We start from the raw sequence: 17,516 nt of genomic DNA, 5'->3' as shown, positions 1-17,516 counted from the left end.
AGACATAAATAACTGTCCCATTATCACCAGGTTGATTCAAAGTACCAATTTGGATTATTTTTTCTGGATCTTTGTCTTCAACTGGAATACTTACACCAGTAGTTTCATTATCTCCCATTTTAAAAAATTTATAGTTAGGAATATCCAATTTTTTTGTTTCAAAACTTGCACTTTTATATGGGCCATCAGGATAAACAACTTCACTTGTAGCAAGTGTATTTCCTGTAGTATCCACGTATTTAACATTGACAGTTGCTGCTTGTGTAAAATCAAAACTTGTCAACTTAAACTGTTGCAAATTTTTAGCCCATCCGGTTGAAGCACTAACAATTAAAGCCATTGCTTGATAGGAACTTGAAACATTTGTTGACCATTTGAGAACATTACCATCTGTTTGTGTATAGCTAATAGTTAAATTACGAGTTTTGCCATCATAGTTAACAATAAAATCATGAAATTTCCCATCGATGTCCTTTTTACTCAATGATTGCGGTGTATCAGTGTCCTCTGCCCACCATCTTTGAACTAAACTACCATCTTGCGTCTTTATCGTTTTATCGGTTGTCTTCACAAATGTACCATAAGGCGCACTCATGGAATCACCATTCCAACCAAAAGCATTTGAATTGGTTGGATCAATTTGACTACCATCTTGATCTGAACTTGGTGCTTGATAGCCATTACTCCAAGTATCAAGTTTAAAACCAACTGCATTTTGCAATCCACCAATACCTAAGTTACCACCAGAGTTCCCGATATCTGTTGTATTTCCGTTATGAAACGCAAAACCAATACCGTCGGCACCGCTAGGATCGGAGCCCAAATTAACTTGCCCTACCAAAGTAAAATTACTATTCATATCAATTTTGCTTTTAAGAGCAAAATTACCAACTTTATCCTGTTCATTTGGGGTAAGTGTCACAATCCCAGTTTCAGGATCGTACTTAACATCAATAAGGTTCCCATCAGAATCCCTTTGTCCGTTGAGTTCAAAGTAATCAAGAAAATTTTTTTGGTTAACATGCGTTTGAGTTAAATTTACAGCATCTCTGCTAGTACTTTCAGTTCTGTAAAATTGTTGGATAAGATCTTTATACGAAATCTGGGCAGTATTGTTGTTCTTCTCCGTGTTATTTGTACTTGTTGTATCGCCACTTGTCGACGCACTATCTGTTTTTGTGCTCGATGCTTTGGCGCTTGTCGATTCGCTGCTTGTTGAGGCACTGTCTACCTTTGTACTTGTTGTATCGCCACTTATCGATGCACTATCTGCTTTTGTGCTCGATGCTTTGGCGCTTGTCGATTCGCTACTTGTTGAGGCACTGTCTACCTTTGTACTTGTTGTATCGCCACTTATCGATGTACTATTTGCTTTTGTACTCGATGCTTCGCTGTTTGTCGATTCACTGGTTGCTTTTGTGCTTGACGCTTCACTACTACTTAGTGGTGCACTATCTGGTTCAGCGCTTGACACTCCACTGCTTGTTGATGCATCGGTTGCTTCATTGCTTGAAGCACTGCTGCTTGTTACTGCTGTATCTGTGGCATCCTTTGCGCTATATGTACTAGTACTCGAAGATACCCTCGTACTGTCCACCTTTGTATTTTCAGCCGAACTAGTACTCGTTTTTGCTACATTTTCTTGGGTATCAGCGTGAATAGGTGTTTCATAACCAGCAACCCCAATTCCTATTGTGATTATAGTTATTCCCGCAAAAATCCATCTTTTTCCTGCCTTATACATTTTGTAATGAAGCTTAGAATCTTTCAAAAAAAGTCCTCCTTTTGAACCATAATACGAATTTTAACATTTAACAAAATCATGATAACATAATTTAGTGCAAAACGTTTAATTTATTACACTAAAATATGTAAAAATGTTACAAATGCCAAAAAGCGTTGTTTAAAGGGGGCTCTTTATAACTCTGAAATAGTGCTATTGTAAGTGATTTTTTTATTAAATCAAAAATATAAGTCTATAATTTTACTTATGTCCACATAGTTAAGTGTATTATATTATTCTAATTATCCACAAATTCTCATTTAAAGGTGTTAGTAGAGTATCAAAATTAATGCAAAGCAAAAAATCTAGCCCAGAAATCTGAATTGATCAGTATTTCAAAGCTAGATTTAACCTTTATTTAATTGCAGATACTGCATCCTGAACCACAAAATAAAAATATTACCCTAATCACTTAACTTCTTCGTATGAAGAAAAGACAATAACGCTGAGAGCTAAGAAAGCATTCCGCATTTTCAACATACATGGAACAGCGCATAAAGAAAATAACCTTTTGTCACAACCGACACACTATATTATGTTAAATACAAGAGACCTTATAAATCACGATTAGCACTGATTTAACTTGTCGGTAGTGGAATAGTACTGTATGAAAATGGAAATTCTTGAGATTTTATTACTGTTCTCAGCAAAAAAAGTCTTTTCCACTCGCATAAGTAAAAATAGTGGTTTATTCACAAATATTAAATAAAAACTCCACTTAGAAACTAAATTATCAATTTCTAAATGGAGCTAAGACTGAATTATTTTTTGAGTTAATTGTTCTTTGCTTTTTTATGCCTTCTATATTTTAAAATAAGATACCGCTCTATACAATAGCTGATAGCGAAAGCAACCATTGATCCATACTTTGCTAAAGATCGGTCACCAGTAATAATCATCATCGATTTGTTCAGCTGCACTCGCGTACACCCGTGCCTGCGATTTAAGCTCTTCAGGAGTAACAGAAATTTTCCCCATAATAGTTCCCCTCCATATGTATTAATTAATAACATAAATAATTATACGCTCAAATAGATTTTATAATCAACTATTTTAGGTGTTTTTATTATCATATCCTTAAAATCTACAGTTATTTTGCCATCATTTTTTAACATTTAAAAAGAATACATGTTTATTGTTTCATATAAGAAACAATTAATAATATGCATACTAAAAAGAGAGTGTGTGACATAAGTCGGGAAAATTTGAGTAATAACTCGAAATTACGAACATAGCGAGTACTTGGCTATGAGTAATTCGAAGTTAGACGGAGGATTTTGACTTATGGAACACGTTTATACGGAATAAAAGAGGAGCTGTGCCAAAATTTCACTTTTGGCACAGCTCCCCATATAAAACTTTTTCTAGCGTGCAAGTTATTAGTGCACTTATTCAGACTATCATTTCTTTAAAGCTGTTTGACGCGCTGCATTTAAGCCGTCATTAATGGCTTGCGCATAGATAATATTACCGCTGAGTCGCCCAGCGAAGTGAACACCGTCAGTGCCTTTAAAAACCTCAGGATGTTTAGCGGCCAATTGCTGCCAATCAGCTATGGTAATAAAATTATACTTGGCTGGTAAGGTGCGTTCGAAAACAGCCAGTTTAGATGAATTCCAACTAGGATCCGCCCGCTGGTCATATGGTGTCATCAGAATCAAATGATGTCCTGGTGCAAGATCACGAATCAAGTTCTCAAGTTGCTGGTCAGTATTGTCTAAAGCATTTGTTCCAATACAGATGACCACATTCTGCCGCAAGACCTTGTTTTTTTGTGCGGTCATCATAACTTGATAAGCCAGATCCATCGTCCGCTCCCCCTCAGCATCAGTAGTACTATTAGCGATATGCTTGCTAAGATAATCGCGCGCACCCAGAGTCACGCTATCACCAATAATAGAAACACCGCTTGGAATCATTGCGGCCAATTTCTGGTGTTGCTTAGCTGCTGCTTTTGCTGCAGCCGCAGCCGCAGCCATGATAACCTGCTTGGCTGTATCCATCTTATCAGTGGACTGATATAAATCGCTGACCCAGAGCTGACGTTCCAAACCAGTTAAACGCGGTGCATGGGCAATTGTATGTCCCGCTAATAGCAGCAATATGCCACCAGTAATTGCTGTTGCGTAACTTAAGCGTGAAACATTAAAATCAGGCTTGAGTATTCGTGGGTGCTTGCCAGCTATCAGTGGTTCAAGTACATAATAAGATAGTGCTGAAAGCGGAATGCTCAGAATCAGAGTTAATGCTACCGCTTGTGAAACACTGACAAGATGCGAAAAGATTACAAATAACGGCCAGTGATACAAATACATGCTGTAACTGATGGCTGCTATGAAGGTCGCCCAGCGCGGCTCCTGTACACCTGGAGTGACGGTATGCAGCATGCGTGCAAGCAAAATTGCTGTTGCTGCAAGAAGACTGGCTGCCAAGATTCCGCCTGTGTAAGTAATACGCGCAGCAAACTGCAAGTGCAAGCCCAACCAGCCTAAAGCAACAAAGCTTAACAACAAGCCGCAAGTTACACTCTTGGCATTGACATGGTGCATCAGCCGCTCAAAGGCTGCTGTGGTAGAACTGATCCCTGTTAAACTAGCAAGTACTGCACCAATAAAGAAAGGAAAAATATGGGTCAAGCTTGAAAAGTACACCGCTGAAAAATCAGTTAATCCCGCACTGCTAGACATCATTGCTAAGAAACTTTCACCTGCCAATATCAATGATAAGGTTCCGATGACCCAGCGTAAAATACGACTTTTTCTTGTTGCCGTATAGTTCATACGGCTGATAATGCTCGAAAAGAGCGCCACCAACAGACCCCAAACCAAGTAAAAGTGCATTTCAACCGCTAGTGACCAAGTGTGTACGAATAAGTGAGGGATAAACTTACTCTCGTAGTTCCCACCTGTTAAAATCTCAAAATAATTAGTCACAAAACCTGCCGCTGCTGCGACTTGTCTTCCTAAATTAGTAATATAGTCTTTATTGACTAAGTATGTTAGTGGTATGACCACCAAGATCGACAAAATTAATGGCGGAACAATACGATAAAAGCGTCGCCGATAAAATGCCAGAAGTTTAAAATGCCCATGTGCCGCAAATTCATCGATCATTAACGCAGTAATTAGGAACCCTGAAAAGGTGAAGAATATATCAACGCCTATAAATCCTCCTGGGTATGCATTTTTAAAAAAATGATATGTTAACACTGAGACTAGGCCAGCAATTCGAACAAAACTAAACCATTTAATCCGCATGAAGCAGCACCCCTTTTTTGAAAACGCCGTGGTATTCGTGGTGATCCGCTGTAGTCAGAACCCCGCTACCATCAGGAGCCCCCTCTTTAAATTGTCCACTATACTGCCACTTTTCATGCGATCTAAAAGTTCCCTGACCAGAAAACTTGCCTTTTGCAAAATGTCCTACATAACGATCGTGGTTAGCAAGCTGTAACCTGCCGTGACCATCGAACTTATTCTTCACTACCCGACCATCATACACGATTCGCCGATGATCCAAAGTATAGTGCTCCTGCTTCGGGCTGGTGAGCGTGAGACTGAATACTGCCGCTCCGGCTAATAAAAGCGTAACGACAACTTCAAAAAACGTTCTTTTTTTCATAAAATATACATCCTTACTTATCCCCCTAATGATAACTGTTCAATAATTATGTAGTTTAACTGTATTGGGATTCCCCGCGTCATTACTTTAACGCAAAAGAACTCCAATATCCCTCTTAAGTAATAGTATCATATATATTCCGTTTTTATAAAAACATATCTATGATACATCGCTAAATAATCATAAAGGAATAAAATAAGTAAAGCCAGACAAAACATTTAAGAGCTAGCGGACTTAGGCGTAGCATAAAAAATAAACTGGGTTAAAAATTCAACCCAGTTCCTCTAGTTATTCCGTACAAACATGTTCCATAAATCAAAATTCTCCGTCTAACTTCGAATTACTCATAGCCAAGTACTCGCTATATTCGTCATGATAGTACTCAAATTTTACCAATTTATGCAGCATTCCCATCTTCATAATGTTTCTGCGGCAAAGACTACTTATTCTGAATTACTTACCATATTGAGTTGCAATAACCTCATTAGTTATACTGTTTCGTAAATTTCCAGCGCCATCGATCACATAAGAACCAACACCGGGATTATGACCAGGAGAGGCATTTTGCGCTCGCATATTATCGCTGTCGTGATTTTCGCGCACATGGATTTCCAATAACCCATCGTCGTTTTTATGTTGTTCGAAAATAAAGTCATCTTCGGTAACTTGGAAGTCATAGTTTGGTTTGAGATGAACAAGAACCCAATCATTAACCTGTTCAGTGGTCAAGTTTTTGGTGTCCACCTGTGAGTTGGTGCTTGTATCTGAATCGCTAGTGTCCGAACTTGAAACATCACTCGAAGCAGTATCAGTGGCTGAACCATCTGTATTATTTTCAGCATTACCAGCCGAAAGGTAAAAATCACGAATACCATTTCTCAGCTCGTTAGTGATGTTAACAGTTGTTGACTTCTTTTTCGAGGTATTGATCGAATAAACCTTTAGTTTGCCCTTGAGTGGATAGTTAGTAACTTCCAGCTGACCATCACCAGCAAAGGTTCCAATCTTTTTATTATTCAGATAAACTAATGCCCCAGGATCACCATGAAGCGTGAAGTTCGCCGTTTCTATGTTCAAACTGATGTTTTTGGAACCTGCAAAGATAGTTGTAGTTGAACTAGTGGTTATTCTTCTGCCTGAAAGTACCTTTGAAACCTTGAAAGTATAGTTTCCTGGAAAAAGCGGTCCAATTCTTTTGACAGAGCGCTTTTGACTTGTTTCTGCGATTTTTTTACCGTTTTGATAAACTTCGGCATCCGCATGATTGACGTGTAATTTAACATAGGCTGCCTTGATTTTAACCTTATAGCGTGGGAAAAATAGCCATGCATTACCATTTTTTTCAAAAGAGTAACTGTTTTTGTAAGTAGAATTCCGCTTAAATGCTGCTTTCAATGCCGCTAACTGTTGCTGATTTTCTTTAAAATACCTCTGTGTTGGTTTTAAATTTTTATCAGTAATATCATTTTGCAAGGTAGGATCATCAGTAGTGGTATATTTGGCTAGTCCCTCACTAGGACTCCCCAAGGCAGTGACTACTCGGTCAAGCTGCCTTTGCGGCTGATAATAACTGTCCAACCCCAAATAAACACCAAGCAAGACCAATACGATCAAACCAAGCAAAACCCCCAGCTTTTTGTTAAACGACTTAGGTGGTTGACTTGAGGTACGCTGATAGCCTCTTCGTGTATCCGCGACTGCAGAATCAGTACCATCCTCATCTTGTCCCACAACTGCTGCTAACTTGTGACCGCAGTTTTGGCAGAAGGCATCGCCTTGTCTGGTCTTAGCACCACATTCAGAGCATATTAATTGTTCATCCATCACTTTTTCCCCTAACATGAATAAATTATTTTCATTGTAACCATCCCTTACTCTTTAATTAAACCAGAACTCTTCTCAATCTGCATAGTAAAATGTGTTTTTTTTAAAAACTTTTTTAGGTTAGCTTTTTAACATCCTATAAACTTCACTTTATCACTATACTTTCCAAAAAAGTCGCGTGAGCTATTTTTTAGAGGTGTACAAAAAGACTAGGTTTATAAACCTAGTCTTTTTGTATATACTCCATTCCAATATGCTCTTAGTATATTATGCTTTACCGTAGGCTTCTAAAAGTTTCCCTAAATAAAGAGTTGCCTGTTCATAATCAGAAAGTCTGATATTCTCATTTGGAGCATGGGGACCACTTCCTGCATAGTGAATCCCAACCATTACAATCGGTACAGACAGCTCATCAACAAATTGTTTTGCAGGCCCGCCACCAGGCATATTTGGAACCACAACGTAATTTTGATCACCGTAAATTTCTTTGGCTACGTCTACATTTAACTTTATAAATGGGTCATCTAGTTTCGTTCTAAATGCACGCTCACCTGTATTATACTTTACTTTGACATCCTCATAGCCATTCTTAATTAACTGTTTTTGAACAATTTTAGCTATTTTTTCTGGTTCCTGATTAGGAACAAGTCTGCAGTCCAGTTTAGCAACTGCCTTCCTTGGTATTACAGTCTTAGTCCCACTTCCTTCGTAACCAGAAGTAAGTCCGTTGATAGTCATAGTTGAACCGTTTACTAAGGCTTCCGCTGGATTTTCAGATACAAAAGGGCGTTTTATACCAAACTCTTTTTTTACTCGTTGCGCATCGAATTTAATGTCCTTGATAGCCTTTTTAGTCGGTTCATCCAATGGAACAACATCATCATAAAAACCGTCTACCAAGATTTCTCCATGGTCACCCTTCAATGAACTTAAAGCCTGCACTAATCTCCATGCAGCATTATCTGCATAGCTGGCAAGCGAAGAATGAAGATCACTTTCAGCCGTAGTAACTTCAAGATCAAAACTGGCAATTCCTTTCAAACCACAAGTAATCTGAAATTGCTCACTCTCATTTCTTCCCCCGCCTTCCCAAATGCAGACATCAGCAGTCAATCTGTCGGCATGTGCGTGTACATACGAATCCACATGCGGACTTCCCAGCTCTTCTTCTCCTTCTATCAGAAACTTAATGTTTACAGGCAGACCGCCATTTTTTTGAAAATATTTGATTAGAGTTAGGCGAGATATCAATTCACCCTTATCATCACAAACTCCGCGTGCAAATAATTTTCCGTCGACAATCGTAGGTTCAAAAGGAGAGGTTTCCCATTCATCTAATGGTTCAGGGGGCTGAACATCATAATGATTGTAGAAAAGCACCGTTTTAGAAGACTGTCCTTTCAACTCAGCAAAAACGACAGGATTGCCCCCCTGATCATTCCAAACCTCTACTACAGCTCCAAGTTCGCTAAATGTTTTTTCTAGCCATCGAACAGTTTCTTTTATGCCCGCATTTTGAGCAGAAACACTTGGGATTTTTAGGTAATCCGTGAACGAATCCAGTTCACTCTCGGCAAAAATTTTTAGTTTTTGCTTTTCAATCAAAAAAATCACACCCTTAATCTATTTTCTTGCCCTTTTTGTAAACAGCTTTGATTTCTTCTATTGCACTGATATTTTCTAATGGATTATTGTTTAAAATTAAAAAATCCGCGTATTTATTTTTTTCTAAGGTTCCGTAAAGGTCGTCTATTTTGAGCAGCTCGGCTGCATATTTTGTTGCTCCGAAAAGAGCTTGCACAGGTGAAGCACCTAACTTTACCAGTAGCTTCAGCTCATTCCAAGTACCATTGCTGAAATAGTTGAAGGGAGTCCCTGCGTCTGTGCCTACAACTACTTTTACACCTTTCTTTATTGCCATAGATACATTTTTAAAGAAATCAGCTTTAACCAGATCATTCTTTCGCAACATATAATCCGGTAATTTTTCACGTCCATACTGCGAAATCGCTGAGGGGGCATTTAACGTAGGTACGAGAAAAATATTATTTTCTTTCATAAAGTTGGCTTGTCTTTCATCAACGTAAATCCCATGCTCAATAGAATCAACTCCGGCATCCAAGGAATTCTGAATGCCTTTATTTCCTTGAGCATGCGACGCTACCGTCATATGTTTTGAATGAGCTTCCTCAACAGCTACCTTCAATTCTCCAATGCTTAGTTCAATGTCATCAATTTCATCAGTTGCTGACATGACACCACCAGTTGCCATTACCTTTATATTTTTGGATCCTCTTTTAAATTCTTGACGTACGGCTTTACGCATTGCATCTTCGGAATCTGTTAAATGTCCCCAAGTATCTTCTCCGTAAAGCCCTTCAGTAAAATCACCATGCCCACCAGTCATACTCATTGGACGTCCTGAAGGTTTAATCTCTGTTCCGCCAAGAACCCCTTCTTGCTGTAGTTTAGCTAACTTAATATCTACGTCAAAAGCACAACCACAGTCCCTAATATAGGTAACACCCGCCTTGAGCAAGTCCTGCAAATTTTTCAAAGCAGTTACCGTTGCTTCAGTTTCTGAAAGATATTCCAATTTGTTGGTGACAGGATTCATCATGATATGTGTGTGTGCATTAATTAGACCGGGAAGGACATATTTGCCCCGCACATCGACGACATGTTCAGTTGCCGGAACAGTACCTGTTCCAAGTCCCTTTATTCTGCCGGAAATATCATCTACTTCAAACCACATGTTTTTTTGGATCTCAGGCTTTTTACCATCAAAGAGGGTCACATTTTTAAAAATAGTGTCCATTATTTTCTCCTTCTAAAGTTATATTGCATTCTTAAGAGCTAAGTCAAACATTAGAATTTTTTGATACCTTTTTTATAGACACTTTTATCTTCCTGTTGAACTGCTTTTATATTTTCCAGAGGATCTGCATCTAACACAATAAAGTCAGCATACTTGCCTACTTCTAATGAACCATATTCTTTATCAATGTGTAACAACTCCGCAGCATTTTTTGTAGCAGCAAACAGTGCCTGTTCGTTAGACGCACCCACACTCGTCAAGAGTTCAAGTTCAAAAGTCGTATCTTTGAACCCATTGAAAGGTGTTCCCGCATCTGTTCCAAATGAAATCTTGACACCAGCTTTAATAGCAGCGCCGATTCTTTCGAAGTACTTATCCATAAAAGCACTCGCTTTGTCCAACATATATTGTGGAAGTTTTCCTTTACCATACTTAGGAATTGTATAGGCTGCAATCAAAGTTGGTGTCAGAAACGTTCCTTGCGCAAGCATCAATTCAATATCCTCATCAGAGACATATGAACCATGTTCTATAGAATCAACACCTGCCAAAACCGCATTATGAATTCCTTTTTCACCTTCTGCGTGAGCTGATACAGTCATATGTTTTGAATGAGCTTCTTCAACAGCAATTTTTAATTCTTCCAAACTAAGTTCTATATCATCAATCTGATCTGTAGCAGACATGACACCACCAGTTGCCATTAGCTTTATATTCTTGGCACCAATCTTAAACGCTTGACGTACAGCCTTGCGCATGTCATCCGGTGAATCAGTCAAATATCCCCATGTAGTTTCTCCATCCCAACCTTCAACAAAATCTCCATGCCCTCCTGTCATTGACATTGGTCGTCCAGAGGGCATAATTTCTGTACCATCGAAAACCCCTTCGTTTTGTAATTTAGCCAACTTGATATCGACATCGAATGCACACCCACAATCTCTTATATATGTAACGCCTGATTTCAATAATTCTTTTAAGTTTTTCAGTGCTTGGTAAGCAACTTCTGTTTCAGAAAGATATTCCAACTTATTAGTAAGTGGATTCATCATGATATGAGTATGAACATTTATTAAACCCGGCATGACATATTTGCTTTAAGATCAATATTTTCACCGCTTACTTTTTTTGTTCCGTGGCCAATACGCGTTACCTTGCCACTCTCTTCATCCACTTCCATCCAAGAATCAGATACAATTTCAGCTTCAACACCATTAAATAAATTAAAATTAGTATAAAATTTAGTCATATAGAGCATCCCCTTGATTAATTTTAGATTAGAAATATACATAAAACCTCCTACCAAAAATACAGCAATCATTTGTTGGTATTATGCCAAATTTAACACTAAATAGTTTGAAAGTCACTATTGAAAATTAATTTATTTTGTAATAATATAATATTTAATTCGCTTTTTATAATTTTATTCTAATCTTAGAGGAGGTTCATTTACTATGAACTTTATTATTTTTTTTACAATTGTTATGCTTTTTATGCTGATTGGAGAATGGGTTTCCGCTGCTACTAAAGCATACATTCCTTCTATTTTTGTGACTGCTATTCTTTTTGTAGTTGGCTTCTGGACCGTACTTCCTAAGGATATTGTTACACAGGCATCATTTGGTCCCAACTTCGTTACTATTTGTGTATCCTTACTACTGGTTCACTTAGGAACACTTATGAATTTGCGTGAATTGGTTGCACAGTGGAAAGCAGTCTGTATTGCATTATTAGGTGTAGCTGGAACACTTATCCTAACATTACTCATTGGATCTTTAATCTTTAACTGGCACACAGTTGTCGCCGCTGTTCCTCCACTGACAGGCGGACTTGTAGCTGCCCTTTTAATGACAAATGGTCTTAAAGCTGAGGGGATTACTACCCTTGTAGCTTTGCCAGTTTCAATGTTTGTCTTACATTCAGTTGTGGGCTATCCGTTAACTTCATATATGTTAAAAAAAGAAGGCAGACGACTGGTTGCAAAGTTTAGAAAGGAAAAAATTGAGATAGATGAAAATTCACCGTTAACAACACTTTCTAATGAAAGTCCGAGAATTTTAAACCTACCCAAAGAATTTCAAACACCTGCATTTATTCTCGTTAGAGTAGCAATCATAGCACTTATAAGCAATGGTTTCGCCTTACTGATACATAATGTTATCAACCCTAACGTAATTTGCCTGATCTTTGGTGTCATAGCACATCAGCTTGGATTTTTAGAAAGTAATGCTTTGAAACAGGCCGGTGTTTTCAACTGGTTAATGTATGGCCTTTTAGCCTATGTGTTTGCACAGTTGAACTTAACAACGCCAGCTGTCATGGGTACCATCATTTTACAAATCGTTGTTTTAATTTTCTTAGGTTTACTGGGGATGTTCATTGCATCATGGATCCTTGCTAAACCCTTTGGAATGAGCCGACCAATGGCGTTTTCCTGTTCATTGACTGCATTATTCGGGTTCCCGGCTGATTACATTCTGACAACTGAGATATGTCATAGCGTGGCCGGAAATAAAAAGGAAGAAGCTTATCTTTTAGAAAATATTCTTCCAAAAATGCTTGTTGGTGGATTTGCAACAGTTTCAGTGGCCTCAGTTATTATCGCTTCTGTTTTTCTTAAGCTTTTATAGGATCAAACTCTGCATTGATAGAAAACACACGTTTCATAATATATTCTTAGCGAATTGTTAATTCGGCGGGACTGAGTCAAAAAAATAATTTTGACTCAGCCCCGCCTATTTTGTTTTAAGTTGCAACATGTGAATTAGCATTTTTTCAACAACCAGTCTTCTCCACTCAACCACGAAATCACTCATACTGTCAATCAAGCAATTATTCACAATCCGTAGTTATTATCAAAAACTAACAAATATTGGCAGACTTTCCCCTGCTTTATGGGTTCTACAATATCTGTTGTTGGTAATAGATTTTATCTATCACTAATGACAGATTTTTTGTATATTATTCTTAGACACAAAAAGCGGACATTTCCTGTCCGTTCATTAAAACCAACCACAACGAAGATTCTAGAGAAAGAAGGAAATGTCCTTATGCGTAATGATACTACAAAATTGTTGCTAGGTATAGAAGATATTCATATCCAAATTGCGGATGGTGCTAGGGAAAACGTTAAAATTATTGTGACGGATATGAATTATACCTATCCTAAACTTGCTAAAACAGTCTTCCCAAATGCAATCGTAGTCGTAGACAAATTCCACATCATCAACGCCCTTAACCGTGCGTTTAACAAGACTAGAGTCAGACTAATGAAACATTTGCTCCTTCTTCTCGTGAATTTCGCGCGCTTAAACGCTACTGGAAACTATTGTTAGTACCTGCTGGACAGCTAGACTTTGAACATTTTCATAAATGGACCAATTTTTCTTACTGGATCACTGCCACAGATGTGGTTCACCAGCTGTTGTCACTTGATCCTGAACTTAAAAAAACTTATGAAATTCTAAACCACGTGCAAACAGCTATTCAACACAGAGACTGGAATAACTACAATGCATCTTTTTGGGGCGCCGAAGATTGTTCTGAGGAGATGAAAAGCACTATTAAAATGCATCACAAGAAGATCCATCATACCTTCATCACGCAGTATTCAAATGGTCCTTTAGAAGGATCCAATAATAAAATCAAGACAATTAAGCGCGCCAGTTTTGGTTACCGCAGCTTCTTTAGATTTAGGATTCGGGTGCTATATGCTTTTCGGATTAAAACAAAAAGAGCCCTAATCACAAAGTAATTAGAACTCTAATATTTGGATTCACCAACACAGTTGACGAAGAGCCTGAAAAAATTATACTTTTCAAAAACAATTTCGCCATATTTAGATATTGAAATCTTCTGTCTCCACACTGCTCTTAGCGTGTGAGTTTTTCCTTATTTTTTAAAATAAATCCTTTGAGTTGTTCATTGAAATCTTGCCAGGATTTTCTGGAAGAGTAGTGGAACAATGGTTTATTGTTGCCATCAGTCAATATGTTTATTTTCAAATCAACATCCTCAATAGAATTTAAAAAATCAAGTGCTCCTTTATAAGCATCTCCACCCAATGGAACTAAGTTAACACTTTCAGTATTCGCCAATTTTGCAGCTAATTTCAGTTCATTATAGAGTATGCTAAAGTTTAGTTTTTTTACAGCACTTGACAATTTAACATTCTTAGAATTTTTTTCAATTCCAAGTCGCAACAAACCGTCTTCTGTAATTTCATTATACTTAAAAATATCAGTCATGTATGCACCGCCAAGTGCATCTTGAACAAAGCCTTGACTGTAAACCTTTTTTAAAATTGTTTCGCTTCGCTTACATGTAACTTTACCAGTTTTTTCATCAATACGAGCATGAAAGAAAAACCAAGGAGATGTCATTTGAGACATCTCACCAGCATTAAGTCCTAGCATAATATTGTGTGGTGATAATTTATGAGCAACTTTTGAATAATCATCAGGGTAATCATGCAAAGTTTTGAAATCTTCATCGAACAATAACCAACTTGATATGTACGCCGGTACTTTTGTTGAATTTCCTTTACGTAATAAAATTTTATTGGAAGTTGCAGCAACCTGAAGCTTTTTGAATATCTCTTGTTTCGTAATCATTAGAACGCTTCTTTCCTGGAAAATAAAATCAATTGCATTATATCTAATAATATACCTAAAGTCTAATGTTGTCTGCTCATCCTAAAATTTTCAACTTACAACTGCGCCAACAAAATTTAGTGTTATCACAATTTAACTCATGATGCTATTTTTAATTCTACACATCTTATAATTTCATTTGCAGCAGTAATTGATAAATTACTCTTCTGTTGAAGCTTTAAACAACTGGTATCAAGAATATAAAAACACTGATGAATTAAAGGGAAAGTAAAACAGGAAAACTAACTACTCGATTGAGCAAGAAGAGACTATTGCTAATTATTTTAACTATGGTAAGTGCTGTGCTAGAAATATTAGAATATTGGGCTATTCCCGATAACTACTCACTCTGTAGATAGTGTAGTAAAACTAATAAGCCAAAGTACAATAGAATCAACAAGAGATTAAAAAGTGCCCTAGTTTGAGATTTTGAGACCGCAAAATCTACAACGTTAGGTACTTCCCCAGCAACAAATCGAAACTCCCGCGAATGTCCCTATCCATACCTGCTGCATGTGAAAATGTCAATTCACTAAAAACCAGTTTATCGTTAACAATGTAAAAATCAACTCTGACAAACTTAAAGTCCTCTGACAGTTTTCGTGCGTCCTTCAGCATTTCCTCAAAACACACTGGTTTAGGAATATTAAAATTCTTAGGTGCTTCCTTACCATCATTGTTTAACCGTAGGAAAGTCCACTGAGTATCAAAAAAGTAAAACTTGGTGTTATTTTCTTGTCTCCCTAAACAAACCATTATAAATCGTGGCACTCCATTGTAGCAAAAAACCTTGTAATCATAGAGTTCTGGTTGAGTTGTATCCTTTAACAACTTCTCGACAATTACTTTGGGTTTGATTTTACTATAGTGCATTTCTGCACTGTTTAAATAGAACTTCCTGTGTTTTAGACGTTTTAATTTTTGCTTAACTTTTTCAGTATTTGTAGTGCTATTGCAGATAATTGTACTTCCATAGTCATGCCCCCACTTGACCACATACTCCGCAGGCAGTTTATTGAATTCAATATTCTCCGGATCATCACAAACCTGATAAATTTCGTTTAAAAGTCCTTCAAGCCCCTTTTCACGAATATAATCGCGTGCCTCGACTTTATCCGTACACCTGATCACTAATTTATTTTTAGGGTAATCGTAGAGTTTCAACCAGCAAATTTTTTCGTTAAACGTTTGAGGATTTTTTAAATTAATTTTACTTTTCATAGTGTGCCTGTATGAAACTTCAACGTTCCATTTTGGATTAATAATCGTTAGCAATTGTAAACTTTTTTGGTATAAATGATATTTTAGCAAACTAACCATCTCCTTAAAATTTTATTTTTTGAATACATCTTTAAAAATCTGAATTAAGGGATTGACTCTTAAAAATAGGGTCAAGATACAATAAATTATTCCACCAAGTATGATTTGAATGAGTGTAGTCATGGCTACCGACGGCATTTTAGCAGTCAAAGTATAAATTGCAACTCCCATCACGATACCGGAAAATACGTATCCAGCAATTTTCTTTTTCGAAAATGTAAAGGAAGTTTCACTGAAGAGATATCGTAACCGTAAATAGGTAACGGCTACTTCTGCCAACAGAGAAGCAATTACTGCTCCCCAAATTTTAAAAATTGGTATCAGCATCAGATTAGTGGTTACTCCTATAATTGCTCCCACATATACGGAAAAATTAAATTTACGAAATTCATTTTTAGGCATGAGGTATTGTCTCATGACAGAAGTTCCCAAGGGAATTATCACTACTAAGGGTGCCAATGCCGGAACCGTGTACGTTAGGTACGAAAATGATTTGCCAAAAAACCAAGGAATCAACTTATTATTAATTGCAATCAGACCACACATTGCTGGAATAGAGAAAAATAACTGCACATGAAAAGTCTGTTCGATAACACTGATCATCTTGGCAAAGTTATTTGACTCAAATAAGTAAGTCAATCGGGGCATTAATACAGTATCTAATGTGGTAATAATGACTACAACAATTGATGTTAACTGTATACTGTTACTATATAAACCAACAATTGCAACACTGACCATTAAGCCTAGAAAGGTCTTACTTAACGTGGTATACAAAGTAATTGCAACGTTGCCATAGAAATAGTTAACTGCTGGTTTGAAGTGTGAGAAAACCTCTCCTAAAGTAACTTTGACTAACTTAACCTTTCCCTTTAAAAACAAAAACATCAAAACGTTAGAAATAACTGAACTTGCAGCTTGGATAAATAGATACTTGAATAAATCATCAGTGGAATTTACAAAAACGACAATTAGAAAAAGTGATATCAACTTGATGGCAAAGTTACTAAGGGTAACAACTTTGAAATCTTCAATTCCAGCAAAAAACCATGAAATATCAAACACACAAGCTATAATCGACAAACCGGCAATTAGAAAATAAACTTGATATCGGCTAAGCACTAATACAAAGAAGACAAAGAACGCCGTCACGAATAACGAAATAATGATGTTAAACTGGAGCAGTTCTGAAAATTTTTTGTTGAGTAAATTTTTGTTCTCCCGAACAGAGGCAATTTCTCTAATGCCATAGTTAGCCAATCCTAAGCCTGCCACAAGAGTAAAGTAAGTAATGATTGAATTTACATAGTTGTAAATTCCGATCCCCTTCACCCCCAAAGCGTTAGAAACAATAGGAATTGTAACAAATGGCAATATGATAAGTAGCAACTGATATGTTGCTTGATACAAAAAGTTTTTAAAAATTTTTTTCAAGATACAAACCCCTATGTGATCCTGTATTTTTGACTCCCACTATGCCTAACTCAACTAATAAAAA

Annotated in this window: 10 protein-coding genes and 2 pseudogenes; 2 read left to right on the top strand and 10 right to left on the bottom strand. The window is 37.1% G+C overall.

Annotated features, from left to right (window positions below; translation table 11 throughout):
• From JCM15457_RS05425 to JCM15457_RS05395, 7 genes and pseudogenes are all read right to left on the bottom strand, one after another.
• On the bottom strand, window positions 1–1,771 hold a 1,771-nt coding region (locus JCM15457_RS05425), incomplete at its 3' end, for a lectin-like domain-containing protein (RefSeq protein WP_235725586.1).
• A 1,412-nt stretch (window positions 1,772–3,183) separates the two neighbouring features.
• Entirely contained in the window at window positions 3,184–5,040 is a 1,857-nt protein-coding gene (locus tag JCM15457_RS05420; protein WP_034988311.1) for an acyltransferase family protein, read from the bottom strand.
• Complete coding sequence (locus JCM15457_RS05415; protein WP_235725584.1) at window positions 5,030–5,302, bottom strand: MORN repeat-containing protein; 273 nt, start codon at window positions 5,300–5,302, stop codon at window positions 5,030–5,032. The genes JCM15457_RS05420 and JCM15457_RS05415 overlap by 11 nt, the downstream gene beginning before the upstream one ends.
• 555 nt (window positions 5,303–5,857) lie before the next feature.
• A complete protein-coding gene (locus tag JCM15457_RS05410) occupies window positions 5,858–7,228 on the bottom strand; it encodes a TcaA 3rd/4th domain-containing protein (protein ID WP_034988308.1) in 1,371 nt (456 codons plus the stop codon).
• A 267-nt stretch (window positions 7,229–7,495) separates the two neighbouring features.
• The gene (locus JCM15457_RS05405) at window positions 7,496–8,833 is read right to left on the bottom strand and encodes a M20/M25/M40 family metallo-hydrolase (RefSeq protein ID WP_034988307.1); all 1,338 of its coding nucleotides are present in this window, start codon (window positions 8,831–8,833) and stop codon (window positions 7,496–7,498) included.
• Between the two features lie 13 nt (window positions 8,834–8,846).
• The gene (locus JCM15457_RS05400; RefSeq protein ID WP_034988306.1) at window positions 8,847–10,046 is read right to left on the bottom strand and encodes a metal-dependent hydrolase family protein; all 1,200 of its coding nucleotides are present in this window, start codon (window positions 10,044–10,046) and stop codon (window positions 8,847–8,849) included.
• 50 nt (window positions 10,047–10,096) lie between these two features.
• Window positions 10,097–11,295 (bottom strand): annotated as a pseudogene (locus tag JCM15457_RS05395) (metal-dependent hydrolase family protein).
• Window positions 11,296–11,500: 205 nt separating this feature from the next.
• Here JCM15457_RS05395 and JCM15457_RS05390 point away from each other — a divergent pair.
• Both JCM15457_RS05390 and JCM15457_RS05385 read left to right on the top strand, forming a co-directional pair.
• A complete protein-coding gene (locus JCM15457_RS05390; RefSeq protein ID WP_034988305.1) occupies window positions 11,501–12,676 on the top strand; it encodes a hypothetical protein in 1,176 nt (391 codons plus the stop codon).
• Between the two features lie 483 nt (window positions 12,677–13,159).
• A pseudogene (locus JCM15457_RS05385) lies at window positions 13,160–13,800 on the top strand (transposase); the annotation flags it as partial.
• A 118-nt stretch (window positions 13,801–13,918) separates the two neighbouring features.
• Here JCM15457_RS05385 and JCM15457_RS05380 read toward each other — a convergent pair.
• The 3 genes from JCM15457_RS05380 to JCM15457_RS05370 all read right to left on the bottom strand — a co-directional run bounded on the left by JCM15457_RS05380 (window position 13,919) and on the right by JCM15457_RS05370 (window position 17,452).
• Entirely contained in the window at window positions 13,919–14,659 is a 741-nt protein-coding gene (locus JCM15457_RS05380) for a hypothetical protein (RefSeq protein ID WP_034988304.1), read from the bottom strand.
• 483 nt (window positions 14,660–15,142) lie between these two features.
• On the bottom strand, window positions 15,143–15,919 hold the full coding sequence (locus JCM15457_RS05375; RefSeq protein WP_161633663.1) for an ATP-grasp fold amidoligase family protein: 777 nt from the start codon (window positions 15,917–15,919) through the stop codon (window positions 15,143–15,145).
• Window positions 15,920–16,030: 111 nt separating this feature from the next.
• Window positions 16,031–17,452, bottom strand: a complete 1,422-nt coding sequence (locus JCM15457_RS05370; RefSeq protein WP_034988302.1) for an oligosaccharide flippase family protein — start codon at window positions 17,450–17,452, stop codon at window positions 16,031–16,033.
• Window positions 17,453–17,516: the final 64 nt, after the last annotated feature.

It is taken from the genome of Liquorilactobacillus sucicola DSM 21376 = JCM 15457, assembly GCF_000612445.1.
In the GTDB taxonomy this organism is placed as follows: domain Bacteria; phylum Bacillota; class Bacilli; order Lactobacillales; family Lactobacillaceae; genus Liquorilactobacillus; species Liquorilactobacillus sucicola.
Note: the sequence above shows the minus strand (reverse complement) of the source record. Positions and strands in the feature narration are given on the sequence as shown.